This is a genomic window from Eubacterium sp. CAG:161, from assembly GCF_000432355.1.
Taxonomy (GTDB): domain Bacteria; phylum Bacillota; class Clostridia; order Lachnospirales; family Lachnospiraceae; genus Eubacterium_G; species Eubacterium_G segne.
This window is the reverse complement of record NZ_HF991873.1, coordinates 76,385-95,601: the sequence shown is the minus strand read 5'-3', so window position 1 is coordinate 95,601 and position 19,217 is coordinate 76,385. Positions and strand designations below refer to the sequence as shown.

11 protein-coding genes and 1 other annotated feature are annotated in these 19,217 nt (G+C 36.2%); of the genes, 9 read left to right on the top strand and 2 right to left on the bottom strand.

Going from position 1 to position 19,217, the window contains the following annotated elements:
- Positions 1–972: 972 nt before the first annotated feature.
- From Q5O30_RS09545 to Q5O30_RS09530, 4 genes are all read left to right on the top strand, one after another.
- Entirely contained in the window at positions 973–3,327 is a 2,355-nt protein-coding gene (locus Q5O30_RS09545; protein ID WP_021953523.1) for a formate C-acetyltransferase/glycerol dehydratase family glycyl radical enzyme, read from the top strand.
- A gap of 18 nt (positions 3,328–3,345) precedes the next feature.
- A complete protein-coding gene (locus tag Q5O30_RS09540; protein WP_021953522.1) occupies positions 3,346–4,263 on the top strand; it encodes a glycyl-radical enzyme activating protein in 918 nt (305 codons plus the stop codon).
- A gap of 75 nt (positions 4,264–4,338) precedes the next feature.
- The gene (locus tag Q5O30_RS09535) at positions 4,339–5,016 is read left to right on the top strand and encodes a fructose-6-phosphate aldolase (RefSeq protein WP_021953521.1); all 678 of its coding nucleotides are present in this window, start codon (positions 4,339–4,341) and stop codon (positions 5,014–5,016) included.
- A 268-nt stretch (positions 5,017–5,284) separates the two neighbouring features.
- On the top strand, positions 5,285–6,313 hold the full coding sequence (locus Q5O30_RS09530; protein ID WP_021953520.1) for an Abi family protein: 1,029 nt from the start codon (positions 5,285–5,287) through the stop codon (positions 6,311–6,313).
- 227 nt (positions 6,314–6,540) lie between these two features.
- Here Q5O30_RS09530 and Q5O30_RS09525 read toward each other — a convergent pair whose 3' ends face one another.
- Both Q5O30_RS09525 and Q5O30_RS09520 read right to left on the bottom strand, forming a co-directional pair.
- Complete coding sequence (locus tag Q5O30_RS09525; RefSeq protein ID WP_021953519.1) at positions 6,541–7,344, bottom strand: YIP1 family protein; 804 nt, start codon at positions 7,342–7,344, stop codon at positions 6,541–6,543.
- A 31-nt stretch (positions 7,345–7,375) separates the two neighbouring features.
- Positions 7,376–8,761: a zinc ribbon domain-containing protein gene (locus Q5O30_RS09520; RefSeq protein WP_021953518.1), complete on the bottom strand. Its 1,386-nt coding sequence runs from the start codon at positions 8,759–8,761 to the stop codon at positions 7,376–7,378.
- A 184-nt stretch (positions 8,762–8,945) separates the two neighbouring features.
- Positions 8,946–9,193: a binding site (T-box leader), on the top strand.
- Positions 9,194–9,533: 340 nt separating this feature from the next.
- On the opposite strand from Q5O30_RS09520, the gene metG reads away from it, so the two are divergent.
- From metG to Q5O30_RS09495, 5 genes are all read left to right on the top strand, one after another.
- Positions 9,534–11,483: a methionine--tRNA ligase gene (gene metG, locus Q5O30_RS09515; RefSeq protein WP_021953517.1), complete on the top strand. Its 1,950-nt coding sequence runs from the start codon at positions 9,534–9,536 to the stop codon at positions 11,481–11,483.
- Positions 11,484–11,585: 102 nt separating this feature from the next.
- On the top strand, positions 11,586–12,362 hold the full coding sequence (locus tag Q5O30_RS09510) for a TatD family hydrolase (RefSeq protein WP_021953516.1): 777 nt from the start codon (positions 11,586–11,588) through the stop codon (positions 12,360–12,362).
- Positions 12,363–12,365: 3 nt separating this feature from the next.
- Positions 12,366–13,229, top strand: a complete 864-nt coding sequence (gene rsmA, locus Q5O30_RS09505) for a 16S rRNA (adenine(1518)-N(6)/adenine(1519)-N(6))-dimethyltransferase RsmA (protein WP_021953515.1) — start codon at positions 12,366–12,368, stop codon at positions 13,227–13,229.
- A gap of 219 nt (positions 13,230–13,448) precedes the next feature.
- Entirely contained in the window at positions 13,449–17,645 is a 4,197-nt protein-coding gene (locus Q5O30_RS09500; RefSeq protein ID WP_021953514.1) for a CARDB domain-containing protein, read from the top strand.
- 106 nt (positions 17,646–17,751) lie between these two features.
- A partial coding sequence (locus tag Q5O30_RS09495; RefSeq protein WP_302674680.1) for a glycosyl hydrolase family 28-related protein occupies positions 17,752–19,217 on the top strand: 1,466 nt, incomplete at its 3' end.

Here is a 19,217-nt window from a genome sequence, read left to right as displayed (position 1 = left end):
TAGAATGTTGGATTACATTTTGGGGTGCCCCTGATTTTATGTGGCGGTAAAAATTTATAAAAATAAAAGTGTTATTATGACAAGCATTGATATTGTTGATAAATAATGTTATAGTGTTTTTGCTTAAAGAAAAAATTTATTAGGGAGATTTATATGAAATACATTTTTTTTATTTTTATTGTTTTAAAGTTAATATCTAGTATTTTTACCGGGAATTTAGGAGAAAAGTACAGAAAGTGTGCAGTCATATTGAATCCAATTAGTACATTGTTGTGTATATGTATAATTTGGATATACGCTAACGGTTCTATTAATGAAGCTTTACCAATAACAATTTGCTTAGTTGCATATGAAATTGTACTTCAGATTATTATGTTTTCCATTTGTTTTTATAATAGAAAATCACAAAAGAGAGCGTAAAATTACGAAGCATATCACTTGAAAAATATTTTTGTTTGCATAACCATGGTTTTACTGGAAAGACGTAAGGAATATTTAAATAAAGAAGTCTGATTGGGAAAAAATCCAGTCAGGCTTTTTTTGACATCAAAATACCCTAATATTACGTAATGCCTTATATCTAAGGTAGTTTCTTAGCTCAAATCGGTGCGAGCACATGTGGAATTACCAAGGCATCGTTAATTTTCTTTATTTTTATGGTAATCGTGTTGGTTACACAGTAATGTGAGGAAGCGTTTGGGTATATTTAACATATGAAAAGGCTTATTTTACAAGAATTATCCATTATAATTTTAAATTTCATGTATTCATATCCGCCGGAGTTATTTCATAACTTATGGACTAATTCCCACCACAATATGATAACTTAAAAGCTTATTTTAGCCCTCAAAATCACCATTACATATTGAAAACAATAAGAAACAATAAAAAGTAATAAAAAATAATAAGAAAATCGTTGACTTTACATATATCCCGTTATAAAATGAAACCATAGAAATGAAGGAGGTGGATATGTTGAGTTGTTTAGTTAAAACAGACAGAATTGAAACATTAAAGAATAGAATGCTCTCGGTTCCAAGATATGCATCTATTGAACAGGCAAAGATTGTTACAGACACATATAAAGCACATGAAGGTGAGCCACGTATTATGCAGAGAGCGTACTCGCTTAAGAACTGCTTAGAAAAGATAGGTATTAGCATTGAACCGGAAGAGCTGATTGTAGGAAACAGAACAGCCGGTGTGAGATACGGAGTAGTTTTCCCGGAAAGCGGCAGCACATGGGTAGATAAGGAATTTGAAACTCTTCCAACCAGACCACAGGACAAGTTTAATGTTCATGAAGAGGATATTAAATATTTCAGAGAAGTAATATATCCTTATTGGCAGGGAAAATCATTAGAGGATGTGCTTAAGGCACGCTACGGAAAAGAGATTGATGAAATATCAAAGGTAGCAAAAATAAATCAGAAAGATCATGCACAGGGACACATTAATCCTGATTGCGAAGGATGGCTTAAGAAAGGTCCGGCAGGTCTCAAGGCAGAGGCACAGAAACATTTAGATGAAGAAACAGATGAAGAAAAGAAGCTTTTCTATAAGAGTGTTGTAACTGTTATGGACGGAGCTATTAACTTCATTATGAGATATCATTATTTGTTATTAGAGGAAGCTAAGGAAAATCCAAAGTGGGCAGATAACATGAAGACAGTGGCTGAAATCTGTAAAAACATTGCAGAAAGACCGCCGGTTACTTTCCACGAGGCAGCTCAGTCATTGTGGTTCTTATTTGTAATCCTGCAGATGGAATCAAATGCATCATCATTTTCACCGGGAAGAATGGACGTTTATATGTATCCTTATTATAAACATGACAGAGAAAATGGTGTTAGTGACCAGGATATATTGGAAATTATAGAAAGCCTTTGGCTTAAATTTAATGAAATTGTATATATGAGGAACTCAAACAGTGCTAAATTCTTTGCGGGATTCCCTATTGGATTTAACATTGCGGTAGGTGGTCAGGATGAAAATGGAGAGCCATATGAAAATGAACTTTCTTATTTATTCCTGAAATCTCAGGAACATATCGGTTTGCCACAGCCAAATCTTTCAGTAAGACTTTGTGAAAAAACCAGTGACAAATTATTGAAGGCAGCCATAAAAGTTGTTTCCCTTGGAAGCGGTATGCCACAGTTCTTTAATGACAAGGCGGTTATTCCTGCCATGATAAAGGATTTGGATATTGAAGAAAAGGATGCAAGAAACTATGCCATTGTAGGTTGTGTTGAACTTACTACTCAGGGAGATAATCTGGGATGGTCAGATGCAGCAATGTTTAACTTAAATAAGGCATTAGAACTTACTTTAACAGGTGGCAAGTGCCTTATAACAGGCAAGCAGCTGGCACCGGATAGAGGAAATCTAACAACATATGAAACTTTTGAAGATTTGGAAGAAGCCTTCAGACAGAATATAGACTATTTTATGGATAAGATGATAAAGGCATGTGAGCAGGTTGAGCAGGCACACATGGACCTTCTTCCTACACCGTTTTTGTCATCAGTTATTAATAACTGTATGGATAAAGGAATTGACGTTACACGAGGCGGTGCAAAGTACAATTTGTCAGGTATTCAGATGATACAGGTAGCAAATCTGGCAGACAGCCTTGCGGCAATTAAGCAGATGGTGTATGACGAGAAAAAGGTGTCAAAGGAAAGACTTCTTAAGGCACTTGAGAACAATTATGAAGGTGACGAGATTTTAAGAACAATGCTTCTTAACAAGGTTCCTAAATACGGAAACGATGTTGAGTGGGTTGATAATCTTGGAGCAAAATGGGCAAAATATTTCCGTGAAAGAATTGGAAAGTTTACCAATTACAGAGGCGGAAAATATCATACAGGAATGTATACTGTTTCAGCTCATGTACCAATGGGTGAAAATGTGGGAGCCTCTCCTGATGGAAGATATTCCCAGACACCGTTAGCTGATGGAGGTATGTCACCGGTTTACGGACGTGATGAACATGGACCGACAGCGGTTCTTAAGTCAGTGTCAAGGTTAGATAAGAGCTGGACTACTAACGGAGGACTTCTTAATATGAAGTTTTTACCGGAATTTTTCAAAACTGAAAATGGAATCGACAAATTCGCTAAGATGTTAAGAACTTTTGTGGATTTGGAGATACCTCATATACAGTTTAATGTTGTAAGAAAAGAAGATTTGTTGGCGGCTAAGAAGAATCCGGAACAGTATAGAAATCTTACAGTCCGTGTTGCAGGATATACTGCATACTTTGTGGAACTGGCGGGAGAACTTCAGGATGAAATTATTGCCAGAACAAGTTATGACGATATTTAAATTTAAGAAAGTGATGATGTGAATTTGAAAGGTTACGTTTTCGATTTTAAGAGATTTTCTACCCATGACGGACATGGCATCAGGACAACGGTTTTTCTTAAGGGATGTACCTTAAACTGTGTCTGGTGTCAGAATCCTGAGGGGATTTCAATTAAACAAAGACCTCTGTATTTCCCAAATAAATGCATACATTGTAATACATGTGTGCATTTGGCGGAAAACGGTGGCGTAACGGAAGTTGACGGAAAGATAAAGCTGGATGTTTCCAAGGTGGAGAACTGGCATAATATAATTGATGGTTGTCCGGCAGTGGCACTAACCATGGATTCCAGGGAAATGACATCTCAGGAGGTAGTGGAGGAAGCCTGTAAGGATGCACCGTTTTTTAAATACGGTGGCGGGGTTACCTTGTCCGGTGGTGAGCCTTTGTTTCAACATGAATTTGCTATTGAAATTTTAAAAGGTTTAAAAGAAAAAAACATAACTACCACCATTGAGACGGCATCTCATATTCCTATGCCTATATATAAGGAAGCCATGAAGTATATTGACTATGTATACGCAGACCTAAAAATAATGGATAGCAACCTTCATAAAAAGTATACGGGCGTAGATAACACTAGGATAGTGCAAAATTTGAAGTGGCTGCTTATGTCAGAAAAGAAAGAAAATGTTATAATAAGAACACCACTAATACCTGGTATGACTGCTACTGAAGAAAATATTGCAGGAATTGCGAAGTTTATAAGCGGTTTGTATCCGGAAGTCAAATACGAGATTTTAAATTACAATCCATTGGCACAGGCAAAGTATGACATGGTGGATAAGGAATTTTGTTTTAAAAACAATCCGCCGTTATACAGCGATGACCAGATGAGGGCATTTGGAAAAATTGCCACAGACAATGGCGTGAAGAACCTTATATTGGAAATATAAGTAATTAGAAGTATAAGTAAATAATTAACGGCGGTTAATTAAATATAGAAAGAGAGAATTTTGGAGGTAAAAAAGATGAAGTTAATTATTGATGACGCAAACATTGAGAAGGTAAAAAAAGTTTGGGAATTATATCCTTGTGATGGTGTTACAACTAATCCGTCTATTTTGGCTAAAAGTGGAAGAAATCCATATGAGGTTCTCTCAGAACTGAGGGAAATCGTTGGAAAAGACGGAGAACTTCATGTTCAGGTAGTTTCAAAAGATGCAGAAGGCATGATTGAAGAAGCTAAAGTAATTAGAGAAAAATTAGGAGAAAATACATTTGTAAAGGTTCCTACAACACCACAGGGACTTAAGGCAATGAAGGCTTTAGCAGCAGAGGGAGTAAACATTACAGCAACAGCTATTTACACACCAATGCAGGCATTTTTAGCAGCAAAAGCCGGTGCAAAATATACAGCACCGTACATTAATAGAATTGATAACTTTGGATATAACGGCGTTCAGGTAGCTATGGATATTCAGGATATTTTTGAAAATAATAATCTTCCATGTGAAGTTCTTGCAGCAAGCTTCAAGAATTCACAGCAGGTACTTGAACTTACTAAATATGGAATAGGGGCATCTACAGTAGCAACAGACGTAATTGAAGGTCTTATTAAAAATGCAGCAATCGACGCAGCAATCGACGCATTTAACAAAGACTTTGAGTCAATTACAGGAGAAGGAAAAACAATGGCAAATTGCTAATTCACAATCTCTTTCTAATAGGCGGGTTTCCGGTAGCGGAGCCCGCCATTTTTAATGTAATAATTTTTGTCGCAGTGGGTATATATACTTCTAATCTTTTAATGAATAAAGCATAAGTTTTTTATTGGTATCCAATTTGATTGTTTCAATATGATTTATAATAAATATTACAGATATTTCTATAAAAATATAAATAAGCATTTTAGTATTGTATAAATGATGTTATAATAAATACAACTTAGTATGATGTTAAAAGTAAGGAGAATAGATGGCAAAAAATAAACCAAAGACAACAAATGGTTTAATGAACTATTTAAGAGATGAAAAGTGTATTAATATAGGTGGTTCAATTCAAAAAAGAAAATTAATGAATATGGGATACTATCATGGCTATAAGGACTATAGATATATTAATAGCCCTACTAACAGGATACAGTTTTCTGATTTTGAAGAATTATCAGCTATTTATAATTACGATTCCCAAATAAAAGCTTTGTTTTATCCGGCTGTTATGATTATAGAAACAGCATTAAAAAACTACGTTCTTGAAATATTGGTGGGAAAAACAAAGTCAGATAGTTTTTTAGATATTTATAATCAACTTTTGGATAATTATAAAATGTTTTCTACAAGAGGGAGAACATTTTCAAGTAGAGAAAAGAGAAGAGAGGCAGAAGAACGGTATAAAAGACAACTTAAAAGAAGGTTAGATTTAAGAAATAGAATATATAGTGTCCAAACAAATGCTTTTGGAAATGGGAATAAAATAGCAAATCATTATTTGCAAAACGATTTAAATATGCCTATTTGGGGTATTTTTGAGTTATTGAGTCTTGGAGAATTTGGACATTTTGTCTCATGCTTAAATTATGATACGAGAAGGGACTTTTCGATAAAGTTAAATATAAAACAGTCAGATGACAATAATGCAATGTTGCCACAGCGACTTATATATTCGATTAAGGATTTAAGAAATGCAATTGCACATAATGATGTTGTATTTGATACGAGATTTTCAAATGGTAGTAAAATTGATAAACAAGTAAGTAATGCTATTACAAATACAACGGGGGTTGCAAATATAACATTTAAAACCATTACAGACTATCTGGTATTAATTATATACATACTTAAGGCTTTAAAAGTTACAAAAACGGAGATGAAGAGAATAGTTAATAATTTTCAAGAAATAACAGATGAATTAAGGAATAAAATTCCGACAAATGTATATAATAGGATTGTATACACTGATTATACAAATAAATTAGTGCAATTGAGAAAGTTTATTTCCAAATAGAGTTGCATCACAGACACAATTTGTGTATAATAATAGTGTGAATTGCGGTATTGTTCTGCGGAGCGTACCTGGGAGAATCGGATGTGTCTGGTTCTCTTTTTTTTACACTAATTCTTTGAGAAAACTTGTTGAAGTAAAAGATTGACAAGGCTGTTGAAAAAATATAATGCTCGCAAACCACAATAGATAATGGGCTTGCGAGCATTTTTATAACGTAAAATAATTTCCTAGTATGAACCAAATAAACTTGAAAATGATCCAAGTGTGCCTGAAATTGCAGATGACACAAACATGGAGAATATAATTAATTGGATAATGAATATAGCACCATATGTAATGAATAAAGCGTAAGTTTTCTTATCAGTATCCAATTTAACTGTTTCATTATAATTTGTAATAAATATTACAGATGTATAAATGAAAGAAATTACAGATAAAATCAAACCGAATTTAGCACTAAGAAGTGTAAATAAAATTACAACAATCTGAAGACAAATTGATAAAACAGATGTAACGCCATTTATTGAAAAAATATGGGCTAAAGATGCATCGGATTTGAAAGCTTTATTTGTAAATACAAATAATAAGGATGCAAAACCGAAAGTGCTTACGGCTGCGATAATTACCGCTATGATTACCAATTGGGCAACAGGTAACATGTTATAAAGCTTACTATTTAAGTAAAGGAATTGGATAAGTGAAATAACAAATATACCAATTACATTAATTGCCATCATAATTACACCGTATTGTGAATCATTTTTTTCAATAAATTCGTTAATAGTTGCTGAAGGCGATTTAAACATGTTTAGGACTTTGGAAAAAACAAACTTGATTTTGTTTCCAAGTTCGTTGGATGACACGTTTTGATTAGTACTGCTGCCATTAGTTGTTCCTTGATTTTGAACATTATTACTCTGTAAAGTTTCGTTTGGTTGTTGTACAGCATCCTGAGGGTTTACATTACTTTGACAGTTACACACTTCCCCTTCCTCCAGTGGTCTGCCACAATGAATACAAAATTTTGCCATTTTTTATTTTCTCCTCCTTTTAAATATATTTTTATTTTAAAGCGTCTGAAGACTCGCTTTTAAAATCAGCTTTTCGTTGAACCACAAGTTCATTATACATTTTCTTAAGTTTATCAAAACCGTTTACGTATGAATAGCCAACATCAGTAAAGCCTTGAATATAGTTATCGCAATCTTCGTATACAATAGCTTCATTACCGCACTTTGTAAGATTTTTAAATTCTACAGGAAAATACATGTTTTTGGTAACCTTTTCAGTGTCGGTGTCAATAGTAGAAATTTTGGCGCTAAATACGCAGTACAATATGTTATTGTCAGAGTAATAGCCGTTTCCAATATCTTTGGAAGTCAAAAGATATGAGCCTGAATAACTTAATTTTGAAGATTTAAAGTTATCATCTTCTTGAGCAAAATATGCCTGAATAACGTCTTTGGCCTGACTTTGTAATTTATTATTATCATCATCAGATAATTGTGAAAGAGATGTAATATATTCAGGCACTTCATCCAAAATAAAATTTTTACTAATTGATTTTAAATTGTATCCGTATTCGGTTTCAGAATCAGCTATTGCATCTTCGCTTAAATTAACAGTGACCGTATCACCCTTAGAATAATATTCCTTTGAATCTGAAATTATATAATCATCTTCAGAAAATATAGCGTTGTCTGCCGAAATATCTACTGATAAATAAGGAGATACACCTTCAAAGTTAATTGAAACACCTTCAAATGGGTCGACATCCTGCATCATTTCTAATCCCGTTACCTTATATGTTTTTTCACTTTTGGTGAACTTGATTCCAAATTTCTTTGCCAGTTCGTTATCGTAATCTATAACCACTTTTACAGTGTCGCCATTACTTAGGTCATACAAAGGTTCTATATCAAATGAAATGCTGTCCATAAGAATTTGCGCGTAAGCAGAATTATCAGTGACATTATCTAAGATTCCCTGTAATTGGTCTAAAATATCATCATAGTCAGTATTACCATCAGTAAAATCAGATGCTTTAGGTTTTTTTAACTTTGCGGCAAGATCCTTCTTTAACTTATCGGTATCGACATTCACTTCAGCTGTTCCCTTAGTGTTAAATCCTTCAAAAGTTACGTTCTTAACGTAATCTGTGAGGTTAACTTCTTTTGAGGTGAAAAAATGGAAAACAACAGCACATATTGCAACTATGATAATAATTGTTATTACAATAACTGCAGGAATAAGTACTTTTTTGTTAAGCTTTTTGGAAGATGCTGAATTTCCTAACTTGATTTTATCAGCTTCATTCACGTTATTAGTTACATTTTCGTTGGGATTGTATGTTATATTTTCTTCAAGTTCTTTGGATATGTCACATCCACAATTCTGGCAAAATTTAGCACCAGAAATAAGCTCTTTTCCACAATTTGGACAAAACATAAATCATCCCCCTTTCCTTTTTATTAAAATATATTCTTATTACACTATTCTACAAAAAACAACACATAGATGTCAAATCATGTTGAAAAATTAACAATCTAAATAGTTACATATTGGTGCCATTCCCACCTAATGATATTTTGTTGACAAAATGCCCATAAAATAATAGAATTATGAGCAGAAGACAAATGCCACGAAAGGAAGAGTAGGTAGCGGATTCGCTTAAAGAGAGCCCGGTAAGGTGGAAGCGGGCAGTGAGAGAAACTACTGAACATGGCCCTGGAGCAGCAATGGTGAAACAGATGGGATATATTCCATTTCTGGAAGTAGCTATTGACGGTTGCACCCGTTACAGCGCAAATGAGATATAAAGATACAACATCTTTATATGAAGTAAAGTGGTACCACGAAGTTTGAACTCTCGTCTTTGCAAAAAAAGATGGGAGTTATTTTTATTTGTGTAAGCATGGTGGCAGTAATACTTACATTATATGATGTTAGGGTCAAAAGGTATTTTGCCCCTAACTTGATATCCACGAATTGCTCCACTGCAAAGCAGCTTCCGCAATTCTCAAACATTCGAAATACGCTGATTTACTGCGTAAATCGCTACTTTCTCATGTTTGGCGGGTCCCAAGTTCAAAAGTCTTATCGTGCAAGCACGAACGACTTTTTGACCTTTTGACCCTGATATCATTATATTAAACAAAGGTTTCACAAATATGTTAATAATTGCAAAAAATAGCAGATAATAAATATAAGGAGAAAAAAGATGACAAAGAAAACATTTTATTTAACAACAGCAATTGCGTACACATCAGGCAAGCCTCATATTGGAAATACTTACGAGGCAATTTTGGCAGACAGCATTGTACGTTTCAAAAGACAGCAGGGATATGACGTAAGATTCCAGACAGGAACAGATGAGCATGGACAGAAAATTGAGTTAAAGGCAGCAGAAGCCGGAGTTACTCCAAAGGAATTTGTTGACAAAGTTTCAGGAGAAATCAAAACAATCTGGGATCTTGTAGGAACATCATATGACAAATTTATAAGAACAACAGATGAATATCACGAGAAACAGGTTCAGAAAATTTTTAAGAAGCTTTATGACCAGGGTGATATTTACAAAGGATATTATGAGGGAATGTACTGCACACCTTGTGAGTCATTTTTCACGGAATCACAGTTAGTAGACGGCAAATGTCCTGACTGTGGAAGGGAGTGTACACCGGCGAAGGAAGAGGCATACTTCTTTAGAATGAGCAAGTACGCAGACAGACTTATTGAACATATTAATACACATCCTGAATTTATACAGCCGGAATCCAGAAAGAATGAAATGATGAACAACTTCCTTCTTCCGGGATTACAGGATTTGTGTGTATCCAGAACTTCATTTAAGTGGGGAGTACCTGTTGACTTTGATCCAAAGCACGTTATCTATGTTTGGATAGATGCTTTATCAAACTACATTACAGGACTTGGATACGACGTAGACGGAAACAATGATGAGTTATATAACAAATACTGGCCGGCAGATTTACATCTTATTGGCAAGGATATTCTCCGTTTCCATACAATTTACTGGCCGATAATGCTTATGGCTCTTGACGTTCCTCTTCCAAAGCAGATTTTCGGACATCCTTGGTTATTACAGGGAGACGGAAAAATGAGTAAGTCAAAGGGAAATGTTATTTACGCTGATGATTTGGCTAACTTATTTGGAGTTGATGCGGTAAGATATTTTGTTCTTCACGAAATGCCTTTTGACAACGATGGAACAATAACATGGGAGCTTATGGTTGAGAGAATGAACTCTGACCTGGCAAATACATTGGGAAATCTTGTAAACAGAACAATTTCCATGTCAAATAAGTATTTTAATGGAGTTGTTGAAAATAAAGGGGTTAGCGATGATGTAGATGCAGACTTTAAGGAAACTGTTCTTGCAGCACCTAAAAAGGCAGCTGAAAAAATGGATAAACTTAGAGTTGCAGATGCAATTACTGAAATTTTTGCATTATTTAAGAGATGTAATAAATATATTGATGAAACAATGCCTTGGGCATTGGCAAAGGAAGAAGACAAGAAGGACAGACTTGCAACAGTGCTTTACAATTTAATTGAAGGTATTAATATTGGCGCAAGCCTTTTAGAGCCATTTATGCCTGAAACATCAAAGAAAATTCTTCAGCAGATTAACGCAGAAGCAAGAGCTTTTGACGATATGGAAGAATTTGGCAAATACAAATCAGGTAATAAGGTTACTGAAAAGCCGGAAATTTTATTTGCCAGAATGGACATAAAGGACGTTATGGAAAAAGTTGAAGAAATTAAGGCAGCCCAGAAAAAAGATATTGAAGGAGAAAAATATCCGGAAGTAGAGGCTAAACCTGAGATTACAATTGATGATTTTGACAAGGTTCAGATTCAGGTAGGTGAGGTAATTAAGTGTGAGCCGGTTCCAAAGGCTAAGAAGCTTCTTGTTTCACAGATTAAGATTGGAGCAGAAACCCGCCAGATAGTATCCGGAATAGCTAAATATTATAAGCCGGAAGAAATGGTAGGAAAGAAGGTTGCCGTTATTACAAACTTAAAGCCTTGTAAGCTCTGTGGTGTTGAGTCTCAGGGAATGATACTTGCAGCCGGGGATGATGAGGGAAATCTTTCAGTAGTAACTGTAGATAAAGATATAGTAAGTGGAAGTGAAATCTGCTAAAATATAAAGAGAAACTTTATAAGTTATGTAAAATCCCATTCCTTAGGGAGTGGGATTGTGCATTTTACCGTCAGCATTTATGAAGGAAAAGTTGGAGGAAATATGATTTTTGATACACATGCTCATTATGATGATGAGGCATTTGATGATGATCGTGAACAGATTTTAGAACGTATGAGAAACAGAGGAGTCGAATACATAGTAAATGTGGGAGCATCCATTCATTCATGTAAGACTACCATAGGACTTACAAGAAGGTTTCCTTATGTATATGGAGCCCTTGGAGTGCATCCGGATGATGTAGCTGATTTAACTGAAGAAGATTATGAATGGTTAGAGCGCAGTGTTTACAAGCCAAAGATTGTTGCCGTAGGAGAAATCGGTCTGGATTATCATTGGAATGAAAACAAAGACCAGCAAATCAAAGCTTTTGAGCGTCAGATGCAAATAGCGAGAGAGGCACAGCTTCCTATTATTATTCACAGCCGTGACGCTGCTAAGGATACATATGATGTCATGAAGGCTAACAGGGCTGACGAAATGGGTGGAATTGTTCACTGCTTCTCATACACAAAGGAAATGGCGAAACAGTTTATGGACATGGGCTTTTATTTAGGAATTGGCGGAGTTGTTACTTTTTCCAATGCAAGAAAGCTTCAGGAAGTGGTAGAATACATGCCAATGGATAAGATGGTTATTGAAACAGATTGCCCATATATGTCACCTGTTCCTAACAGAGGAAAGCGAAATGATTCATTTAATCTGCCTTATGTTGTAAATAAAATAGCTGAAATTAAGGGCATCAGTCCTACTGAGGTTATTGACATAACATGTGAAAATGCAAAAAATGTATATGGTATAGGAAGAAAGAGGATATAAATAATGGCGTATCTTGGAACACCGGCAGCAACAAAAGAGATAATAAACAAATACGGATTTGCCTTTCAAAAGAAATTCGGACAGAATTTTCTTATAGATTCTAACATATTAGAAAATATTGTAAGTGCAGCAGGAATTACAAAAGATGATTTTGTTTTGGAAATCGGTCCGGGAATCGGAACCATGACGCAATATCTCTGCGAGGCGGCAAAGCAGGTTGTGGCAGTGGAAATTGATAAGATGCTTATACCTATTTTGAAGGATACGTTATCGGAATATGATAATGTTGAAGTTATAAATGAGGATGTATTAAAGGTTGACATAAAATCATTGGCAGAAGAAAAAAACGGTGGAAAACCCATAAAAGTCGTGGCAAACCTTCCATATTATATAACAACACCTATTATTATGGGATTGTTTGAAAGTAAGGTTCCAATAGACAGCATTACAATTATGGTTCAAAAAGAGGTGGCAGACAGAATGCAGACAGGTCCCGGAAGTAAGGACTACGGAGCATTGTCTTTAGCAGTACAGTATTATGCAGATGCGAAAGTTGTGCTTAATGTATCGGCAAACTGTTTTATGCCAAGACCTAATGTTGATTCCGCAGTAATTAAGCTTACAAGACATACACAGCAGGTAGTTTCAGTAGCAGATGAGGGACTTATGTTTAGAATAATAAGGGCTTCATTTAATCAGAGAAGAAAGACTTTAGTTAATGGTCTTAAGAACTCTTCGGAACTTGACTTTACCAAGGAACAGATTGCAGATGCCATAAAAGCTATAGGAAAGGACGAAAACATAAGAGGCGAGAAGCTGACTTTAGAAGAATTTGCAATACTTAGCAATGCACTGAAGGGAAAATAGATATAAAAATAAAATAGTTAATAACGTTTTTATACATAATATAGAGGGTAACAATAGGTGTTACTCTCTATTTTTGTACAAAATGCACAAAAAAATAAACAAAAATCTGTTGAAAAAATCAGATTTAAACAAATTGACTAAAGCTCAAATCCGTGATAAGCTTAGTTTAACGTTAAACTTAGCAGAAGTGGGGAAATTTAAAGAAAGGAAGAGGTATATATGAGAAAGTTAATCAAAAAAGTTGTAGCACTTTCATTGACAGCAGCAATGGTGGTTCAGCCTGTATCAGGTAATTTCTTTAATTTATCACCTAATACAGTTGAAGCAGCACCGGCTACTAATACAGCCGATGTACCGGCAGCACAGTCAAGATTAGAAGCTGCACAGAACAATACTGAATGGCAGGTAGGCGCTAAGATGCCATATTTCAGATACGACACAAGCCCTGCGGCAATTGAAAATTCTTACACAAACAATGCAAAGAATTTAGCTGCAATGGATGAAGGAACAGTATCTTATCAGGATAACTATACAGGAACAAAGAAAGAATCATTAGATTGGGACAGATCTAACATTGCCAGCCAGGCATCAAACCAGTCATATGTTGAATTGGGAAAAGGTCAGTCAATTACATGGACTATTAAAACAGGACGTGGAGGAGACGGTGTCAACGTAAGATACACATTGCCTGACGGAAGCGGTGGAAGCGACGGCGCAGGAAAACCACTTGGACTTCAGAGCAAGTTTTCAGTAAAAACAAGTAACGGTGCATCTGTTCAGGGTTATGACAATGAAGATTCATCAAAGAGATATAATACATATTTATCAAGCAGTGAGGTAAAGGTTACATCAGACTATGCATGGCAGTATTTCCCAAGTGGACATCCTGTTGATGCTAACAATAGTAACGGTACACCTGCATTTGCTTTTGATGAAGTACATTTCAGACTTAGCGAACCATTAACAGGTGGAAGTACAATTACTATTACAAATACAGGAGACTACACACTTGGAATCGACTTTATTGAAGTTGAATATACAGATTACATTAGCGCACCAAGTGGAGCAACAGTAGTACCTGCAGGAACACATACACAGTCACAGATGGAAAGTTACATCAAGAAGGCTGAAGCAGGAAACAAGATTTTATATCTTGCATCAGGTGTTCATTATATGAATGAAACATGGATTCTTGCAGCTGACGGCGTAAAGATTACAGGTGCAGGTATGTGGTATACAAAATTACAGTTCACTAACTCAGGTATGGGTTCAGGTGGTATCTGTGGTGAGAAGACAGGTTATTGCCAGGGCGTAGAATTCTGTAATATGTATATCAATTCAAACCTTCATTCAAGATTTGACCAGCAGGCAAATTACAAGTGCTTTAGAGATTTGTTTGCAAAAGGAACAAGTATCCACGATGTTTGGGAAGAACATTTTGAATGTGGTTTCTGGATTGGAAGATACGATAGCAATTCAATTAACAAAGAAAGTGATTTAAATATTTACAATTGTAGAGTTCGTAATAACTTTGCCGATGGTATTAACTTCTGTCAGGGAACAAGAGATTCAAATGTTCATAACTGTGACATAAGAAACAACGGTGATGACGGACTTGCAATGTGGAACGCAACAGACTTCCAGCCTGATGATGAATACAATAACACATTCTGCTACAACACAGTTGAATTTATCTGGAGAGCAGGTGGTATAGCTGTTTACGGTGGTGAAGGTCATAAGGTATATAACAACTACATCCGAGATACATTTACAGCAGCAGGTATTCATATGAATACAAACTTTTCAGGATGCCAGTTCAACAACACAACAAAAATCGAAGTAGCAAATAACGTTCTTGTAAGAACAGGTACAAATAAAGATTCATGGAACGAGAGTCTTGGAGCAATTGATGTTTCAGGTGGAGTAAATAATGTAACATTTAGTAACAATGAAATATATGATGCTCAGGCTAATGGTATTCGTACATTTAACTTTAATGGTAAAGGTGTATCAATGAACAACACATTAATTTTTGGTGTTGGCCTTGATAAGATGAATGATGATTACTCATGTAGCAAACATAGCGAAGTTGCTGTAAGACAGAGCGGAACAAACATTACATATAAGAATTTACTTGTAAAGAACGTAGTAACAAAATATCTTTCAGAGAGTGCTGATAAGCATTGGCCATATTACTGTGATGATGCAAGCAACCTTCCAACTATTCCATCAAGCGAAAGTGCATATGGAAATACAAATTACAAATTTGGAATTGATGCCGGTGGAAATTACACATACAGTGGTGGAGTATACACAGCTAACTCAAATGCAAACAGTTTTCCTGGTTATGACATTACAAACGGACAGAAGATAGTTAAAGAAGGTACAGAGCCGGAGACAGATCCTGAAGTAACAACAAGAGATCCGTCAGAAACATTACCAACAGAAGCTCCTACAAAGAAACCTTTAGGACCTGGTGCAGGTGATGTTGAACTTACAAGTTTTGAAGGTTCTTACTCATGGACAACAGATTATAAATGGCAAAAACAGGCAACAGTATCAGATTCAATTTCATCATCAATGAAATATCTTGTAGTTACATATTCAGGTGATATTACATCAATGAGATTAGGTGATAATGCAAACCCACCTACAGCAGTATATTGGTTTGATCCAAATCAGAATGATGATGGAACAAATAAACCATTTAAGACAGTAGCAGGAACATCATTTGATGATAGCTCAGCTACAAAGACAGTTGTAGTAGATTTAGGTGCAACAGGTGTATCACCATCATTCTTCTCAGCATTCCATGTTCATACAGGAGCAACAGGAGCAGCAGGAGCAGTATCAATTGAACAGGCATGGCTTACAGATACACTTCCTGATTTATCAGATGGAGAAGAAACAACAACAAAGACACCGGAACCTACACAGGCTCCTACAGTAGCACCTACACAGAAGCCAACAGAGGCTCCAACCCAGGCACCTACACAGAAACCGACAGAAGCTCCAACAACAAAGGCACCGGAACCAACAACAAAAGCACCGGAAGTTAAGTACGAGCTTTCAGTACAGGGACTTGCATGGGAGAATGCATCAGGTTCATCAGAACTTAAGGAAGGTGACGCAGTTAAGTTTACAGCATTGCTTTGCAACAACACAGGAGATGACATTCCTGCAGGTCAGGCAATCGGATTCAAGGCAGTAATAGACGGAAGCACAACAGTTAAGAATGAAGCATATACAGGTGGACTCAAGGCAGGAGAAACAGTTAAGGTTACAGCCACAACAACATGGACAGCAGGATATGGCGGACACACAGTAGTGGCAACTGCAATAGGAGATTCACAGAACTCAGTAACAAAGAAATTCAATGTAGGAAGAAAGTCAGCCAACGTAACAAGAGTTACAGGAGGATATGATCTTGTGGTAACAGACATTGAATATGATAAGAATACAGTAAATGCAGGAGACCATTTAGTATTTACGGCAACAGTAATGAATGCGGGAGATACAGACATTCCTGCAGGAACAGTAATCGGATACCAGTTACAGGTAGACGGAAACACATCAGACATCAGATGGTGTGACACATATTCAAGCGGACTTAAGGCAGGAGCATCAATCAAGCTTACATGTAACTCAGGTTCAAACGGAATAAATTACTGGAGTGCAACAAACGGAACACATACAGTTACAGCATGGGTAGATGATGTAAACCGTCTTCAAAATGAAGTAAACGAAAACAATAACACAACAGGCATCACACTTGTTGTACCAAGTGCAGGACTCATTGAAAATCCTGACACACCGGATGATCTTGATAACATAGTTATCGATCCCGGAAAAGTAACAATAAGCAGCAGCGTAAAGATTGAAGGATACCAGATTAGCACAACCCTTGGAGGAAGCAGAGTGGTTGGATCAGTAGAACCTACAATCAACAATAAGGCAGTTAAGAACTGGGGATTCATATATGCAGTAACCAAGGCAGGAGATGCATCATTTGACGTATCAGATGATGACATGGTAGTTGGAACAACAAGTAAGTATGTAACAGCACTTGAGTCAACACCGGTTGGAACAGCAGAAAATGTTAAGTTCGGATCATCAGACACAGCAACATACTTTGTAAGAACAACACTGTTTGGAGCAAACACAGCAAAAGAATACTCAGCACAGTATAAGGTAAGAGCATATGCAGAGCTTAGTGATGGAACATATGTATACAGCAAGGTAAGCTCATACTCAGTATATGACATAGCAGATACATTGTATTCAAACAAGATGATGAATACAATCACAGCCCATGATTACCTGTACAACAACATCCTTAAGGTTGTAAACCCTGATTATGCACAGGTTGATTACAATTGGGGAAATACAGTAGCTGATGCTTCTGAGATAGAATAGTCATTAATTAAATATTAATTATAGAAAAAACTTTTAAAAGTGAAGGAGAGAACTGACTGGGGGGCTGGTTCTCTCTTTCTGCAAACCTAACGGAAAGGAGTAATTAATGAGAAAGATTGTAAAAAAAGTATTAGCAGTCACATTGGCACTGGCAATGACAGTGCAGCCGGTTGCTTTGAAGAAAGGTCAGGAAGAAGTAAAAGCAGCAGGTGTTGCGGATCAATTTACTATTCCGACAGCAGATGCAAACGGACGTGTAGGAGCAAAAATGCCATACACAAGATATGATTCAACAGATGCAGTGCTTAGCGGAGGAGCAATACTTAAGACATCTACAGATTGGAATCCTAATAATATTGCAACTCAGGCTTCAGCACAGTCCTATGTAGGACTTCCGGGAAGTGGTTCATCCGTAGAATGGACCATGAAAACAACAGGAGCAGGTGTAACAATGAGATTTACACTGCCTGACGGAAATGGTGGAACAGGTGTAAAGGGTTCTCTGGATGTATATGTAAATAACAAAAAAGTAAAAACCGTAAAATTAGATTCATTCTGGATGTGGCAGTATTTTAACTTTGGTAGTGGAAGCCCAAGCGATAGTGCAGGAGCAATAGGCGCATTTGCATTTGATGAAGTACATTTTCTTCTTGATACACCATTAAAGAGTGGTGATAAGATTAAAATTCAAAGCACAGGTGCAGGTGGATATGAATATGGTGTTGATTTCCTTGAAATCGAGGATGTACCGGAAGCAATTGAACAGCCTGATAATTCAGTAAGTGTTGAAGAATACGGTGCTGTAGCTTATGGTGAACATGGAGACCGTGATACATTTGATGCTGCAATTGCCAGCAAAAATACAGCAGCATTTAAGCAGGCAGTAGCAGATGCGGATAAGAAGGGAATGGATTTATACATTCCGGAAGGTACATATTTATTAGATGGAATGTGGACTATCGGTGCTGAAAATATGAAGATTACAGGTGCCGGAATTTGGTACACAAATATTCAGTTTACAAGTGAAGAAGTTTCCGGTGGTGGTGTTTCAGGCGGAAACCCAAATGCAAAGGGAAGCACAGTAGCTGACGGATATTGTAAAAATGTTGAGTTCTGTAATATGTATCTTAACTCAGGATTACGTTCAAGACATAATGAACAGGCAATTTATAAATGCTTTATGGATATATGGGCAGATGGCTCCGTAATTCATGATATTTGGGAAGAACACTTTGAGTGTGGTTTCTGGTTTGGTGATTACAATGGAAAAATCGATTACTGTGATGGAGTTAAAGTTGTAAATAGCAGAATTAGAAATAACTTAGCTGACGGTGTAAACTTCTGTCAGGGAACAAGTAATGCAGTAGTATATAACTGTTCAGTACGAAACAATGGTGATGATGGCTTGGCAATGTGGAATGACCAGACCATGGGTGCAAAAGATGAAGTAAATAACGTATTTGCATATAACACAATTGACTTAGGATGGAGAGCCGGTTTATTGGCAATCTATGGTGGTCAGGGTCACAAGGTTTACAACAACTATTTATGTGATTCATTTATGGCAGCAGG

Coding starts and splice junctions, on each gene's coding strand:
- Q5O30_RS09545 (WP_021953523.1), top strand. CDS start 973: ATGTTGAGTTGTTTAGTTAAAACAGACAGAATTGAAACATTAAAGAAT.
- Q5O30_RS09520 (WP_021953518.1), bottom strand. CDS start 8,761: ATGTTTTGTCCAAATTGTGGAAAAGAGCTTATTTCTGGTGCTAAATTT.
- metG (WP_021953517.1), top strand. CDS start 9,534: ATGACAAAGAAAACATTTTATTTAACAACAGCAATTGCGTACACATCA.
- Q5O30_RS09535 (WP_021953521.1), top strand. CDS start 4,339: ATGAAGTTAATTATTGATGACGCAAACATTGAGAAGGTAAAAAAAGTT.
- Q5O30_RS09500 (WP_021953514.1), top strand. CDS start 13,449: ATGAGAAAGTTAATCAAAAAAGTTGTAGCACTTTCATTGACAGCAGCA.
- Q5O30_RS09525 (WP_021953519.1), bottom strand. CDS start 7,344: ATGGCAAAATTTTGTATTCATTGTGGCAGACCACTGGAGGAAGGGGAA.
- Q5O30_RS09510 (WP_021953516.1), top strand. CDS start 11,586: ATGATTTTTGATACACATGCTCATTATGATGATGAGGCATTTGATGAT.
- Q5O30_RS09530 (WP_021953520.1), top strand. CDS start 5,285: ATGGCAAAAAATAAACCAAAGACAACAAATGGTTTAATGAACTATTTA.
- rsmA (WP_021953515.1), top strand. CDS start 12,366: ATGGCGTATCTTGGAACACCGGCAGCAACAAAAGAGATAATAAACAAA.